At 52.5% G+C, this 15,231-nt stretch carries 12 protein-coding genes; 5 read left to right on the top strand and 7 right to left on the bottom strand.

Going from position 1 to position 15,231, the window contains the following annotated elements:
• The first annotated feature begins 302 nt into the window (after nucleotides 1-302).
• Both PJE062_RS17915 and PJE062_RS17910 read left to right on the top strand, forming a co-directional pair.
• Entirely contained in the window at nucleotides 303-1,079 is a 777-nt protein-coding gene (locus tag PJE062_RS17915) for a S9 family peptidase (protein WP_208982381.1), read from the top strand.
• Nucleotides 1,080-1,202: 123 nt separating this feature from the next.
• A complete protein-coding gene (locus tag PJE062_RS17910; RefSeq protein WP_008551026.1) occupies nucleotides 1,203-2,036 on the top strand; it encodes an alpha/beta hydrolase in 834 nt (277 codons plus the stop codon).
• Between the two features lie 56 nt (nucleotides 2,037-2,092).
• Here the strand turns inward: PJE062_RS17910 and PJE062_RS17905 are convergent, their stop codons facing one another.
• Nucleotides 2,093-2,554: an SRPBCC domain-containing protein gene (locus PJE062_RS17905; protein WP_208982380.1), complete on the bottom strand. Its 462-nt coding sequence runs from the start codon at nucleotides 2,552-2,554 to the stop codon at nucleotides 2,093-2,095.
• On the bottom strand, nucleotides 2,538-2,888 hold the full coding sequence (locus tag PJE062_RS17900) for a helix-turn-helix transcriptional regulator (RefSeq protein WP_008551062.1): 351 nt from the start codon (nucleotides 2,886-2,888) through the stop codon (nucleotides 2,538-2,540). Before PJE062_RS17900 ends, PJE062_RS17905 begins: the two co-directional genes overlap by 17 nt.
• Before the next feature lie 416 nt (nucleotides 2,889-3,304).
• On the opposite strand from PJE062_RS17900, the gene PJE062_RS17895 reads away from it, so the two are divergent.
• Together PJE062_RS17895 and PJE062_RS17890 are read left to right on the top strand one after the other, a co-directional pair.
• A complete protein-coding gene (locus tag PJE062_RS17895) occupies nucleotides 3,305-4,195 on the top strand; it encodes a DMT family transporter (protein WP_008551064.1) in 891 nt (296 codons plus the stop codon).
• An 83-nt stretch (nucleotides 4,196-4,278) separates the two neighbouring features.
• The gene (locus PJE062_RS17890; protein WP_008550858.1) at nucleotides 4,279-5,013 is read left to right on the top strand and encodes an MBL fold metallo-hydrolase; all 735 of its coding nucleotides are present in this window, start codon (nucleotides 4,279-4,281) and stop codon (nucleotides 5,011-5,013) included.
• On the opposite strand, the gene PJE062_RS17885 is transcribed toward PJE062_RS17890, so the two are convergent.
• The 5 genes from PJE062_RS17885 to PJE062_RS17865 all read right to left on the bottom strand — a co-directional run bounded on the left by PJE062_RS17885 (nucleotide 5,010) and on the right by PJE062_RS17865 (nucleotide 12,858).
• A complete protein-coding gene (locus PJE062_RS17885) occupies nucleotides 5,010-6,698 on the bottom strand; it encodes a bifunctional diguanylate cyclase/phosphodiesterase (RefSeq protein ID WP_008551116.1) in 1,689 nt (562 codons plus the stop codon). The two genes, PJE062_RS17890 and PJE062_RS17885, sit on opposite strands and share 4 nt — an antisense overlap.
• Before the next feature lie 433 nt (nucleotides 6,699-7,131).
• Nucleotides 7,132-8,202, bottom strand: a complete 1,071-nt coding sequence (locus PJE062_RS17880) for a Gfo/Idh/MocA family protein (protein ID WP_008550958.1) — start codon at nucleotides 8,200-8,202, stop codon at nucleotides 7,132-7,134.
• The gene (locus PJE062_RS17875; protein WP_008551249.1) at nucleotides 8,202-8,984 is read right to left on the bottom strand and encodes a ThuA domain-containing protein; all 783 of its coding nucleotides are present in this window, start codon (nucleotides 8,982-8,984) and stop codon (nucleotides 8,202-8,204) included. Before PJE062_RS17875 ends, PJE062_RS17880 begins: the two co-directional genes overlap by 1 nt.
• Before the next feature lie 327 nt (nucleotides 8,985-9,311).
• Nucleotides 9,312-11,819, bottom strand: coding sequence for a glycoside hydrolase N-terminal domain-containing protein (locus PJE062_RS17870; protein ID WP_008550976.1), 2,508 nt, complete (start codon nucleotides 11,817-11,819; stop codon nucleotides 9,312-9,314).
• A gap of 10 nt (nucleotides 11,820-11,829) precedes the next feature.
• Nucleotides 11,830-12,858, bottom strand: coding sequence for a LacI family DNA-binding transcriptional regulator (locus PJE062_RS17865; RefSeq protein ID WP_008551001.1), 1,029 nt, complete (start codon nucleotides 12,856-12,858; stop codon nucleotides 11,830-11,832).
• Between the two features lie 393 nt (nucleotides 12,859-13,251).
• On the opposite strand from PJE062_RS17865, the gene PJE062_RS17860 reads away from it, so the two are divergent.
• Complete coding sequence (locus PJE062_RS17860) at nucleotides 13,252-15,207, top strand: ABC transporter substrate-binding protein (protein WP_008551253.1); 1,956 nt, start codon at nucleotides 13,252-13,254, stop codon at nucleotides 15,205-15,207.
• Nucleotides 15,208-15,231: the final 24 nt, after the last annotated feature.

Here is a 15,231-nt window from a genome sequence, read left to right as displayed (position 1 = left end):
CTCAAACACCTCCCCAGATTGATGGGGTATATTCCCTTATTTGTCACAGGATTAGCAAGGGGAGGGCAGTGTTTAACTTGACCTCATAGGCTCTGGCTTTTTCAATCATTGATGAGCAAATCTGGCTGATTATACTATTGCGTGTTTTTAGAATGAGAGTTTTGGGGGAAATTGTTGAGATGTGTTTATCTAAGAAATTAATTGCGCTGAGCTTTGGTGTAGCCAGTCTTGTGAGTTTTTCTTTGGTCCAAAGCGCCACTGCTGAAGAGAGGATTGTTTCCATACCAGTTGGTGATCAAAACATGGTCGCAACGCTTGAAACGGCCTCACAAGAAAACGCACCTATCGCCATACTACTGCATGGTTTTACGGGAACGCGGGATGAACTGCCGGTGAAGGAAACGGATGAAGGCGTTTTCTCTCGCATGGCCCGCCTTTTGGCTGAACAGGGCGTTTCATCTTTGCGGATCGACTTCCGCGGATCTGGCGAAAGTGACGGTAAATGGGAGGACACGACCTTCTCCAGCCAGATCAAAGATGCCGTAACCGCGATTGCGTGGATTCGTGCGCAAGATGCGTTTAAAGGGGGTAAACTTGCGTTGATCGGTTGGAGTCAGGGTGGTTTGGTTGCGAGCCATGCTGCAGCTGCGAGATCAGATGTCGACAGTGTTGTGTTGATGGCCCCAGCAACTAATCCCCTCGTAACCTTCACTGGCCTCTTCGGTAAAGAGCTTGTCGAGAAGGCCATGTCTTCTGATCCGGAAACTCCAATCACGGCCAGTCTGCCGTGGGGCGTGGATACGACGCTGAAGGCTCGCTTCTATCAGGAGCTGCCGATAACAAGCCCGCTTGCAGCAGCTGCGCAGTATGATGGGCCGCTGATGGTGATCATGGCTAAGAAAGATGCGCTGATTACACCACAGCCTGCCATCGGTGAAGCTTGGATGAGGTACCACAGCGGTGAAGAAAAACTGCTGGTGCTCGATACGGATCATGTCTGGAGTGCGTTTGAAGGACCGAAGATGATCGACGAGCAGGTTGTGCCTGCCATTCTTGACTGGTTTGAGGAGCAGCTATAACTTCTCGCTGTTGGAGCAGTCAGTCGATTGAGGGTGGCTGCTCCTGAAGAACTTTCAGTATTCTTGTGCCAGCTTTCGACTTAGCTTTACAGCTTCACGTAAGGGGAGTTGAGGGCAGGCAAGGTGCTGGATGTAAAGCAAAAAGAGCAAGTGATTGCCATTCCGGTTGGTGACCAGAAGATCATCGGAACACTTGCAGGCCCTACTAGTGTTGGCGCGCCCCTTCTGATCCTCCTTCACGGCTTTCATGGAAGCCGCGATGAGCTTGAGATCGCCGGGACCAGTGAAGGCCTCTTCTCTCGCATGGCCCGCGTTCTTGCGGAAGTTGGGTATGCCACATTGCGCGTGGACTTTCGCGGATCAGGAGACAGCGACGGCGCTTGGGAAGACAACACCTTTGAAAGTCAGACTGAGGATGCAATCGCCGTTGTTGATTGGGTCAGAGCTCAAAGAAACCTATCGTTTTCCAAACTCATTCTGGTTGGCTGGAGTCAGGGCGGCTATATCGCTGGATGTGCTGCAGTAAAGCGGCCTGATCTTGATGGCATTGCTTTGCTTGCTCCAACTGTCCACCCTCGAAAGACCTTTCGCCATCTGGTTGGAGAAAAGGTCCGCACGTGTGCAGCGCTTGTAGATCCGGATCATTTGGTTTCCGCGGAATTTCCCTGGGGCACCAAAATTCAGATCAAGGCCCGCTTCTTTCAGGATCTGCCTGAAGTTCCTCCGGTTTTGGAACGTTCAGGGTTTGTGAGTCCTATGCTGGTCGTCGCTGCCCGGCATGATCGGGTCATCTTCCCTCAACCAACCTCCAGCGAAATCTGGCTTCGCCGACATCTGGGGGCGAAGCAACTGACTGTCCTCGATACGGACCATGTCTTCGGAGTTCTGGAAGGGCGTGATGAGTTTGACCATCAACTGATGCCAGCATTGTTGAACTGGCTGGTGAGTAGTTTTTAAAAGACGCCCAACCCGCGAAGTAAGATCGCAGATTGGGCGCTGTTGGGGGACTGAGTTTAGGCTTCGACGAAGCGTTGCAGGTCGTTGAAACTGCTGCTCCAGCCTTGATCGTGGTTTTTGGTTTGCTCTGGATCGGCGAAGACTCTCTGGACCATGGTCATGCGTGTTCCGCCCTCAATTGCTTCAAAGGTGAGGTCCACGTCGGTTTCATGACCGCGAACACCATCATTGATCCAACCCCACGAAAAACAGAGGCGGTTTGGGCGTTCCAGAACTTTGTAGATGCCGGAGACCGTATAAGCGCCGCCTTCCTTGGTTGAGGTCATCGTGGTTTTCCAATGGCCGCCGGCACGTACATCCATTTCACACTCAGGGGTGGTCATGCCTTCTGGTCCCCACCACTGAACGAGCATTTCGGGATTAGTCCAGGCGTCATAGACCTTTTCAGGTGAGGCTTTGAAGTCGCGGGTGATCCGTAGAGTGGTTGCTTCCTGTGTCATGCTATCGGCTGCTGTCATCTTCTTCCCCTTGCTGTTTGTCGAGCAGTGCTTCCAGCCGGTCAAAACTGGTGTTCCAGAAAGTGCGGTAGCGCTCGATCCATTGATGCAGGTCTGCAAATCGGTCTTTCTTCAATGTACAAACCCTCCATTGCTTTTCTATGCGTCGTTCGATGAGGCCAGCGTTCTCGAGCAGTTTGATATGCCGGGAGATGGCAGGAGCTGACATTTTAAATGGCTCGGCGAGTTGCCCGACGGGCAAATCACCTTCCTTCAAAAGCCGCTCAACGATGGCAAACCGTGTCGGGTCTGCCAAGGCTCCAAAAACTTCCGGCAAGTTGGTTTGTGTATTCATTTCACCATCTCATTAATTAACAAAAAAGTTAAATGAAGAATCGCAGCCGGTCAAGCAGTCCTGCAGACTCATTTCAAGTTGGCTTGTCCTTCCCTTATGGAATGCATGGTCCTGTCGCGTCACCGGAGGAAAAAGTTGCTCACAGGCTGAGTAATTTTCAAATATATCTGCGCGGCATCTTGGCAATAAACAGCAACAAATCCTGCGAAAATAATTGAGATGCCAAAGACGAAAATTAATTCTACCTCACGCCATAGAAACGAATAGAAAAACGTAAAAAACTGAGTTAGGTGGCAAGTAATCTTTGGCGCTGAAACACAAGCTTCAGTGCCTTTCCTCAAAACTGAACGGTGTGTCACTCGCGGACTTAAATCCCGCGAGACGAACGGCATGAACCCGGACATTGCAGGCTTGTTATGAGTGAGATGGTTTCCCATGCCCCGGCTCAGGGCAACGTTAAGTATGGCATCCTCTGGATGGTGGCAGCCATGTTTATGTTCGTCATTGTCGACAGTGTGGGCAAATATCTGTCTCTGTCCTATCCAGTTCTGCAAGTGGTTTGGGGGCGGATGTTCTTCCACCTGCTGTTCATGCTGATCTTTATGGCGCCGCGGGTGAAGACCATGATGGTGCCGAACAATGGGTCCGTTGTTTATCTGCGCGCGGTTCTTGTTTTGGTGATGACCATCGGGTCTGTTGCCGCGGCCCAGTTGATCCCGGTTGCAACGCTGCACGCGATCGCATTGCTTTCTCCCATGATGGTGACAGCCATGTCTGTGCCGATTCTGGGTGAAAAGGTTGGCCTTCGTCGCTGGACATCCATTCTGGTTGCGTTTGTTGGCGCACTACTTATCGTTAAGCCGGGCGCTGATGTGCTTGATCTGGGCGCGCTGATCGCGGTGGCGACCATTGTAGTCTACTCCGCTGGACACATCGTGGCGCGATACGCGAGCAAATTTGATACGCCATCAACCGTGCTGTTCCATACCGCCTTGTTGGGAGCGGTGGTCACTACACTGTTCACGCCGTATTTCTGGCAAGCACCAGACATGGAAGGCTGGGCACTGCTGGCTTTGATTGGTGCTGTGTCTGGTCTGGGCCACTATGCCATTGTGAAGGCCTTCTCCTTTGGGGAAGCCTCCACCATTGCGCCTTTCAGCTACAGCAGCCTCATCTGGGCCATGTTGATTGGCCTCATGTTCTTCGGTGAGTTCCCGGATACTCTGACGCTAGCTGGTGCGGCCATCATTTTTGGGTCGGCCATCTACATGTGGCATCGGGAGAAAGTTTTGGGAACAGCCGCATAGATTATGCGCTTACAACTACATAATGTTTTGCTTGTTAAATCTCTCTGCTCTAAAACTGGGGGATCACTGTGAGGGGGAACATTATGCATGTAAAAATGCTGGGTTGTGGCGACGCGTATGATGCGCAAAAAACGAATTCATCTCTGCTGATCTCAGAGGGTGATTTCAAACTGCTTATCGATTGCGGCCCAACCGTGCCTCAGGCTCTGTTTGCCTATGGGATGAAAGCTGACGATATCAGCTGCATCTACATCTCACATTGTCATCCGGACCATTGCCTTGGCCTGACAACGCTGTTGAACTACATGAAGTCCTTCAAGCGGTCCAAACCGCTGACCATCTATCGTCAGGCGTCCCAGCATCAGGCGCTTTATCGTTTGATGGAGTTTGCTTATTGGCCGGAAAAAGATCTGGGCTTTGATCTTCATTGGCAAGATTCAGAAGAGCTGTCTGCAGTTGGCCCATGGCGTGCAGAAACAACGCCAAGCAATCACTCAGTGCCCAACCGCAGCCTGCAGTTGAAGAGCGACAGCGAGGTTCTGTTTTACTCAGGGGATGGCCTGCTCTCTCCAAAAGGTGAAGAACTGGCTGCTCAGGCAGATCTGGCCTTTATCGAATGCGAGTACATGACTGCTGACAATGGGCATGGATCATGGGCAGATGTAAAAGGCTTGCAGCGCAAAGCGGGAAGCCGCTGGGTGCTCTATCATATTGATGACGCTTCCAGACCAGCAGTTGCTGCTGCGATCAAAGAGTATCCTGAGTTTTCGTTGGGAGAAGACGGTCGGGAGTTCGAACTCACCGGAGTGAAGGCTTAGGCGACCGCCTGAGCTTTCTCTAGCCAATCAGAAGCGAAGATATCTGCTGTGAGCGGCTTGGCGAAGTGATAGCCCTGCGCGTAGCAGCACTTGATGTCTCTCAAAATGTCGACTTGGGTCAGGTTCTCGACACCTTCTGCAATAACTTTCAGGTCCAGCAGGCTCGCCATCGCCGTGATCGCCTCAACGATATCACGGGTGGCCTGATCTGATTCCATACGCTGAACGAAGCTGTGATCGATCTTGAGCTTGTCCAGCTTCTGCGTGCGCAGCTGCCAAAGGGCGGAATGGCCAGTGCCAAAGTCATCAATGGCGATGATCATGCCCGCGTTGGCCAAGGAATCCAGATTTTCCTGCGTATGGCCGGTATCGTTGACGAAAGCAGACTCGCTCAACTCAATTTCATAGGTCTCTGGCGGAACGCCCAGGCTTTCCAGAAGCGCGAGGATCTCTGTCACACGGTTTGGCTTTGCCAGTTCACGCTCGGAGAGGTTGATCGCAATACGACCAGCGAACTCGAAGCCTTCTGATACCCATTTGCGATACTGGCAGGCGGTTTCCCGGAAAAGCCAGTCAGAGATATCGTCGATCATGTTCTGACATTCTGCGATCGGGATGAACTCAGAGGGTGAGATCGGGCCAAGGTCGGGGTCTTCCCAACGCATCAAAGCTTCCACACCAGAAAGCTTGTCGTTCTTCAGCTCAACAATTGGCTGATAGTTCAGTCGCAGATTGCCTTCGTTGATTGCCGTTGTGAGTTTTTCTGAAATCAGCACCTTACGGACAACGGCTTCTTCCATCTGGCAGGTGTAGAAGCTGAAGCCGAGATTGTTGTACTTGGAATGGTACATGGCGATATCAGCCTGCTTCAGCATGGTGCTGCTGGAGGCGCTGGCCAACTGGCTTACGGCTACGCCAATGCTGGCGGAAAGGATCGGTGATTGCTCGCCAAGATCAATCGGGGCTACCATCGCTGTTTGTAGCCGATGAACGGTCATTTCCGCTTCTGCGTTGGAGGTCTCGCGAAGCAGGATTACAAACTCGTCTCCGCCCAGACGGGAGAGCAGGCCGTTCTCGTTCAGAACACCTTCAAAGCGCTTGGCAGCTTCAACCAGAAACTCATCACCGGCATCATGGCCCAGGGTGTCGTTGATTTCCTTGAAGCGGTCCAGATCCATATAGATGACAGCACATTGGCTTTCACCGCGTCTGGTATCCTCAACGGCCTTATCGAGCTCTTGCAGAAAGTGCGCGCGGTTTGGCAACCCAGTCAGCGCATCAGTATAGGCAAGTTTGGAGAGCTCGACTTCGCTCTGCTTCTTCTCGGTGATGTCTTTTTTGATGGCCAGATAGTAGTTTTTGTTGGCGCTGCCACCTTCCCATTCAATCGGGGAGATTTTGGAGTGCTCAACGTACTCTGTTCCGTCCTGCCGGCGGTTGATGAACTCGCCTTCCCATGGTTCACCTTTGCCCAAAGTGGACCAGAGATCTTCAAAGGTTTCAGGAGGGGTTTTGCCGGAGCGGAGAAAATCCAGATTGCGGCCAACGGCGTAGTCTGCGGAGTACCCTGTGGTCTTCTCAAACTGAGAGTTTACATAGACAATTGTACCTTCATGATCTGCAACCATGATGGTTTCAGCACACTGTTCTACTGCAACTGACAGAAGCTCAGGAGGTACGAGCACAATATCCTCGGCAAGACTTTAAACTAAATTGCATGCACTGAATAATTAAACTGAAAGATAAGCGCAATGGTTCATCGCAGATAATTAAGGGAAAGATTTAGTTTTAATTGTCTTTAATATTTCATTTAGGAATAATGAAGTCTAAACATCATAGTATATTCAAGTATTATTATGTGCCTATATTTTAGATAATTTTGAAATATTAGTACTAAATGGTCTGGTCAGGTTGGTGATTAAGTGTAGGCGGTCGTTTCTTAGAAAATAGAACAAGGGTTCAACATAAGAACGGGCTTTATTGGACCAGCTGGAAAAGAATATTGACCATTACATTTATAAATAGAGGGTAAATTCTGTTTTTTGTCCATGAATTGTCCGGACAATACAAGAGTAGGTTGCATATAAAAAAGGGGAGCCGAGGCTCCCCCTTGGTTTCTTATGCATCCTGCAGTTGCGTGGATAACGGTATATCCTTGCGTCCACCAGCCTTGCTGCTCTCAACAGCAAGGTCCAGCACTTGCTGAAGATTCGCTGCATGGCGGAATGTCGGGTGTCCGTTGACGCCGGATTTCACCGCTTCTGCAAACTTGCGATAGTTGTTTGGCGTCGGGCTCAGTGCAACCTGCTCCCACTCCGCCTTTTCCAGATTAGGGCCAGAGCAAACGAACAGCTCACCCAAGTCACCCGTGTTGGTGACTTTGATGCCGCCCTTTGTGCCGTGAATCTGAAGATGCAGGTCATTCATGTGGCCAGAGGCAAAGCGGCTGGCGTGAACGACGCCAACAGCACCGGATGCTGTTTCAGCCATCATGGTGAAGCTGTCATTGGCGTCCAGCTTGTACTCACCAATCTGATTACCCGGTGCTTTGTCGAAGGTCTTCAGATGACAGGAGACAGACTGATATGGTGCGCCGATGGCAAAGCCTGCAAAGTCGAGGATGTGAATACCCACGTCACCCAGAACGCCAAGTGAACCGTGGGATTCAGACAAGCGCCAGAGCCACTTTTCTTCTTTGTCCCAATGGCCCCATGCAGGCTGGGTCAACCAGCTTTGCAGGTAAGAAGCCTCGAAGTGACGGATTTCACCTATCTCGCCAGCAGCAATCAGCTCATGGGCTTTCTGAAGCGCAGACACATCGCGGTAGGACAGGTTGACCATGTTGATCAAACCAGCCTGATCAGCAGCGGTTGCCATCTCATCCGCATCAGCGAAGTTGCTTGCCAATGGCTTTTCGCAGAAGACGTGCTTGCCAGCAGCCAGAAGCGGCATGGTGGTTGGGTGGTGCACGGCATCCGGTGTCACGTTTGCCACGGCATCAAACTCACCCCATGCAAGAGCATCTTCCAGGGAAGTGAAGCGCTTCTCGATGTTATGTTCATCGCAAAACGCAGTCAGGCGCTCTTCGTTGCGGTCTACACCGCCGACGATGTCTACGCCCTCGATTTCGCCGAACTTCTTGGCATGGCTGTTTGCCATGCCGCCAGTTCCTACAATGACCAGACGCATTACCGGTAACCTTCCTCGCCAGCTTTATGCAGACGCGGGCCGCGTTCCTCAATCTTTTCTGGTGCCTGATCGACCGGAACGTTTGGCGCTGCATTCGGATCTGCCACGCGTGGCTGCGGGTTGTAGGCCCACTTCACACCATTGGCGATCACGCGCTGAACGGTTTCATTGTGATAGGTTGGATAGGTTTCATGACCCGGGCGGAAGTAGAAGATGTTACCTGCACCGCGCTTGTAGGTCAGGCCAGAACGGAACACTTCGCCGCCCTGGAACCAGCTGATGAAGACGGTTTCCAGCGGCTCTGGCACACCAAATGGCTCGCCGTACATTTCTTCGTTTTCCAGCTCAAAGCTGTCTGGAATGCCTGCAGTGATCGGGTGGTTGCGGGATGTTACCCAAAGACGCTCACGCTCGCCAGCTTCACGCCATGTTAGGTTACAAGGTGCGCCCATCAGGCGTTTGAATGGTTTTGCAAAGTGCGCGGAGTGCAGGAAGATCATGCCCATGCCGGACCAGACGCGCTCGCACACACGCTCAACAATCTCGTCAGACACGTCGCCGTGTGCCGCATGGCCCCACCAGATCAAAACGTCTGTGTCTGCAAGGCGCTCTTCGGTCAGGCCGTGTTCCGGGTCCTGAAGAACGGCGGTTGTGGCAGAAATTTCTGGATCATTGTTCAAAGCAGCAGCGATGTGATTGTGCATGCCATCGGGATAGATGTCTGCAACAATTTTGTTCTTTTGCTCGTGGACGTTTTCGCCCCAGACAATGGTCTTAATCATTGGCGTATTCCGATAAATGTGGAGTGTCTTGCCTGAGGACCAGACAAAACGGCCATATGGAAAAGGGCCTTCCTCATTGCGAGAAAGACTGCGGAATTGTTCATTTGTGTAGGTGCGATGCTATCGCGTCTTGGGACCGCAGAACGCGGTTGACTTCAACTCTGCTTCAACCTTGGTATGAAATGCCAATGAAATATCAAGAAATTCACCGAAACATTTGTTGCAGTGCAACCGATTTACTGCGCACTATGGAACCCCTCTAAGTAACATCAAGTTTTTGCGGGGATTCCATAGCTAGTCACCTCATTTTCTAGAAGGTTTTACGGACTAGGAGTTCACCAAAGCTTCATCAAAGGTAAGCGTCAACGTTTCCCCCGCGACAGTATTTTGCGTTGCCACATAAAGTTGCAGGGTTGCGTCGAAGCTGGACCCAGCAAACGGCAGTTTGCAAAGCACCTTCAGTTCGCCGCCATGATGGCTGATAATCTTGGCCTGAGTTGGTTTGCTGTGTTGCCAGTTCAGGTCCACTTCAAACCCACCTCTCGCCCGCAGACCCCGGACTTCACCCTCAGGCCAAGCGCTTGGCAAAGCAGGCAGAAGTTCGATGCCGTTATGGGTGGTGTTCATCAGCATTTCGGCAACACCGCGTGTATAGCCAAAGTTGCCATCAATCTGGAACGGAGGATGGGCGATCATGAGGTTGCCATAAAGGCCGCCATCTTCACTCTTTGGCGCTTCATTTTCCACCCGGTTGAACATGTTATGGATGATCTTGTAGGCGTGGTCGCCATCGCCCACACGTGCCCAAAGGCAGATCTTCCAGCCCATACTCCAACCTGTCGCCAGATCACCGCGGATCTCCAGAGACCGAACAGAAGCTTTCAGCAGATCTGGCGTGTCTTTGCCGATCTGATCGCACGGGAACAGCCCGTAAAGATGGGAGAGGTGACGGTGAGTCGGCATGAACTCTTTGAAGTCCTGAGACCATTCCTGCACCTGACCTTGCGCTCCGATCTGATAAGGCAGTAACCGTGCGGCTTTCTCTTCCAGCGTATTTGCCAGTTCAGCATCAAGTCCCAGCAGTTTCGCGGCGGTTGCTGTGTTGGCGAAGGTCTCACGGATGATGGCGCAGTCCATGGTGCTGCCTTGATCGACGGTGATGACATGGCCATCTTCATCAAGATATCGGTTCTCCGGGCTGGTGCTGACCTTTGGCACCAGATAGCCGTCCTTGTTCTCACAAAGCCACCATTCGTAAAATTCTGCGGCAGACTTCATCAGCGGATAAGCGCGGTTCTTCAGGAACTCTTTGTCGCCCGTATAAAGGAAGTGCTCCCACATATGAGAGAGCAGCCATCCTGCCGCCATTGGCCAGAACGCAGAGGCAGGATCACATGGAGAGGGGACGCTATCGCGCCAGATGGTCGTGTTGTGGAAGGCGCACCAGCCGGGCGCGTTGAACATCTTCTTGGCTGTTCGAGCGCCGGATACTGCCAGTTCTTCGATCAGCATGAATAGCGGTTCATGCAGGTCTGAAAGGCCGGTGATCTCCGCAGGCCAGTAGTTCATCTCCAGATTGATGTTCATGGTGTAGTTGGAGGACCACTGCGGGCGGCGTAGATTGTTCCAGATGCCCTGCAGGTTTGGTGGCTGACTGCCTGCACGGGATGAGGCAATCAGTAAGTAACGGCCATATTGGAATTGCAACGCAGCAAGGGCTGGATCACCTTTTTCCTGAAACTGCTCTAACCGCGTACTGGTCGGCAAATCAGAGATGGCGTCATTGCCCAGTTTGAGCGAGATGCGATCAAACAGTCTCAACACGTCGTCGCTGTGTTTTTGCAGCATATCTGCATAGGAAACAGAGCCCGCTGCATTCAAAATGCTTTTCACGATCGGGGCCGGATCTTTTCCTTCCCGGCTTGGGCTCTTGTCTGGTCCGTTGAAGCTGGTCGCCATTGCGATACGGAGGGTAACCGCCGTCGCGCCTTCAATGTGCAGCTCGCCCCGTTCCGGGCGAATGCGTCCACCTTCCAGTTCAACGGAAAGGCCTGCTTCAAAGTAAGTGCCTTCACCTAAGCCATCTTCGCTGTAGACAATGCCGCCGCGATGCCCATCCTGCTCGTTTTCTGCAAAGGGGCGGAGTTTGCCGTCAGCGCCGAAGATCTCCGGATTTCTGTGCTGCTCCAGATCATGCTCGATACGCTCAATCACACGGCTGCTGGTGAAGGCCGGAGCCTGTCCGCGAAGATGCAGGCGTGTATTTTCCCCTTCATGCGTGGTGCGGCAGGTTGGGTGCGGGCTGTCGTAGCGCAGGTTGAAGGAGAGGGCGCAGGGTTTGTCTGCTGTCAGGCGCACAACAATGACGTTGTCTGGGAAGCTGGCAAAACTGGTGCGCTCGAACTTCGTGCCGTTCTGCTCGTAGCTTTCGTGATGCAGGGAGTGACGAATGTCCAATGCCCGGCGGTAGTTTGAAACGGGGCTATCATCGGCCATGGTAATGAACAGATTGCCAACCGGCTGATAGGCCTGCCCCTGCCGCCCTGTCCAGTTCTTGCGCACGAACTCCTGAGCTTCAAATAGCTTGCCGTCTCTTAGCAGAGCTTCCACGTGATCAATCTGATGCGCAATTTCGGGCACCGGATAGATGCGGGTCGGTTCACCTGAATAGAGCGTGTCTTCATTAAGGTGAATGCGTGCACTCAGCGGATTGCCGTAGACCATGGCCCCCAAGCGACCGTTTCCAAGGGGTAAGGCTTCGTTCCAATGAGCTGCGGGGGTGTCGTACCAGAGCGTGTGTGCCGGATCGGCGTTTGGGAAGAAATCTGTAATCACGATGACAATCCTAAGAAGTTCGGGCAGGTCCGGTGCTGTCCCGAACCTTTAAAATGTTGGAAATGGAAACGGAGCGAGGTGGGATTGCCGGGTCTTCTATGATGGAAAGCAGAAGTTTTCCGGTGGCTTCTCCGAGAGCGGTGATGGGTTGGGAAACAGTGGTCAGGCGAGGGTGCATGGAAGAGGCGACATAGCTGTCGTCGTATCCGATGATCGAAAGGTCCGTCGGGACTGAGAGGTTCATCTCTTGAGCTGCATGGAGAGCGCCTGCCGCCAGCAGGTCTGTGGTCCCAAAGATCGCGGTGATTTCAGGAGAGGTCTCCAGCAAGGACCGCGTTGCTTCAAAACCAAAGGCGACCTGATCCTTTGCGTTGTGCCGCTTGATATGCAGCTCAACAGGCTCTGGGAACTTGGCAATTGCGCGCTGCACAGCTGCCAAACGCAGATCATGTGGGCCTTCCGTGTGCCACGGTTCAAACGGCAGCAGCATGCCAATGGAACGGTGGCCTAGATCCAGAAGATGCTGAATGGCGATGTGCCCACCCTGCACATTGTTGAGGTTGGCATGAAACTGTAGCGGATCAACCGGATAGCTTTCCACCAACACACACGCCACATTTGCCTTTTCCAGACGTTGGATGAGGGAAGGGATGTGCGAGGTGTCTTTGAACGGACGCAGGAGAATACCGCCGACGCGCATATCGAGCAGAAACTCGATCTGCTCTTCTTCCATCGTCCGCTCGCCGTAGGTGTTGCTCATGATCGTGGTGAAGCCATGATTGAAGAGCGTGTCTTCGGCCGCGTCGGCGAAGATGGAACTGAAATGCGTGCTGTGATCGGTCTGAAGAATGCCGACGATGCGGGTTTCTTTCTGCCGCAGGCTGCTCGCCAGTTTGTTCGGGCGATAATCCAGCTCAATAATTGCCTGCTGCACCTTTTCGCGAGTTTTGGCGTTCACTGGGCCAGTGTTGTTGATGACCCGCGACACGGTGGCCGTGGATACACCTGCTACCTCTGCTACACGACGAATATCGGTCATGCCAAAAAAGTCCTCGCGAAAATATATTATTATGCAACACTCATAGAAGTGTGGGAGCGGGTCTCGATGAATCAGAGTTTCATAAAACAGTCATGTAAAAATACGATCAAAAACATGTAAACGTTACACTTTGATATTTCACGGCTGCTATTTATGGGTTTATACTAATTTTCGGGGCGTAACAAGTGAAATTGAAACTCGCAACTGTTGCAATTCTGCGAATTATATAGCTCACCTAAGAATGTCGGTATGGGAGGAGACCTGCTGGCAAGCTTCAATATAAGACGCCGATTCGTCATATGAGTGTCATGTGTAGAAGCAAAAAAGTGAAAAGGATTACAGTGATTCCAATTGCTGGTAGTCTTTACACAAAGCTTGCGGAGGAATTTTGCAATGAGTTTGAAACGTAGTCGGCAGGTGGTTTTCGCCGGAGCAGTAAGCGCGCTGGCCCTTGTGGCAGCCACAGCTGCAGCTTCTGCCAATCAATGTTCAGCATATAATCAGGCACCGCTTCTGGATCAGATGTCCGGTCTGCCAGCTGTCGCGGATCGTCTGCCGGTTAATCCACTCGTTGTTGAAGGGATTGAGGGCATCGGCACTTACGGCGGCGAGATGACCGACGTTTATGCGGGTACCCGTATCGGTGATTATCGTCGTTATGGATATGACCCGCTGGTACGCTGGAGCCCAGATGGCTCCGAGGTTCTGCCAAACATCGCTGAGAGCTGGGACATCTCAGAGGATGCAACCACCTACACCTTCAAACTGCGTGAAGGGTTGAAGTGGTCAGATGGTAAGCCGTTCACTGCCAAGGACATCCAGTTCTGGTGGGACTACGTTGAAACCAACAGCGAGATCAACCCGAAGGGTCCTCGCAAGATGTTCATCGTCAACGGCGAAGCTGCCAAAGTGGAAGCACTGGATGACACAACTATCCGCTTCTCCTGGAGCCAGCCAAACGGTGTGTTCCTGCTGGATATGGCGTCCCCATACGGCCAGCGTGTGGTTCAGTTTGCTGAGCACTACGTTAAAGACTTCATGAAAGAACTGAACCCGGATGGTGTTGCCAAGATGATGGCAGACGCGGGTGAGGCTGACTTCGGTAAATGGTGGCTGGGCCGCATCGGCACCTACGGCAAAAACGCCGAGCACAACGACCCCAATCGCCCAACCATGCTTGCATGGCGCCCGACCGAAGCGGTTCTAGGTAAAGAGCGTTTCACCTTTGAGCGCAACCCGTACTATTGGAAGGTCGACAGCTCCTGTAACCAGCTGCCTTACATCGACAAACGCACCTGGGTGCTGGCGAAAGATCCGGAAGTTGCGCTGCTGAAGACTGTTCAGGGTGAGATCGACATTTCTCCACGCAACATCTCCACGCCTCCAAACCGTGCGGTGTTCTTCGACAACAAAGAGCGCGGCAACTACCGTCTGGTGACAGCAAACAGCTGTAACTACAACAACGCGCAGTTCATGTTCGCCATGAACCATCCTGATCCAGTCAAAGCACAGGTGTTCCAAAGCAAGGACTTCCGCATTGGTCTGTCGCTTGGCATGGATCGTGATCTGATCATCGATGCTGTGTATCTGGGGCAGGGAGAGCCATATCAGGTCAGCCCACGTCCTGAATCTCCTTACTACAACGATCAGCTGGCCCGTCAGTACACCGTGTTTGATCCTGACCTTGCTGCGGAGCATCTAGACAAGATCCTGCCAATGGGACCGGATGGCAAACGCGTCGGCCCTGATGGTAAGCCGTTCAAGTTCATCGTTCATGTGAACGAAGGCTTCCGCCCGGACTGGGTGGACATGATGCAGATCATCGCAAAAGACTGGCAGGAGCTGGGGCTTGATGTGGTGGTGAGCGTGGCCAGTGATGAGATCCACATGGCGACCCTGCAGCGTCAGGATAAAGAGATCACCATCTGGGTGGGTGAAAATGGCTGTGGTCAGTTCCCACTGGTGAACCTTGAGCGCCTGACCAACTTCAAAGAGCACGGCAACTGGGAAGGCTGGGATGCCTGGTATGATCTGAAGAAAGATCCGAACAAGACCATCCGTGAAGGCGTTGTTCCAACTGAGCCGCCAGCAGCTGTGAAGCGCATGTACGAGATCGCGGATCTGGTGCCAACCAAGGTGGGTGCGGAGCAGACAGAGCTGATGGAAGAGTTCATGCAGCTTTCTGCTGACAACTTCCTGTCCATGGGCATTGCGTTGCCGGGCGGTGGGTTCCGTTCCATCAGCAACAAGCTGCGCAACGTGCCGGACACACTGTTGGAAGGCTGGCTGTATCCGGGGCCTGCTCCGGTGAACTTCTCCAGCTTCTACATCGATCCTTCCAAGAAGTAATCGATCGCCTGAACCAATCTGCCC

It is taken from the genome of Pseudovibrio sp. JE062 (assembly GCF_000156235.1).
Lineage (GTDB): Bacteria > Pseudomonadota > Alphaproteobacteria > Rhizobiales > Stappiaceae > Pseudovibrio.
The sequence above is the reverse complement of the archived record's forward strand: the minus strand, read 5'-3'. Positions and strand labels throughout refer to the sequence as shown.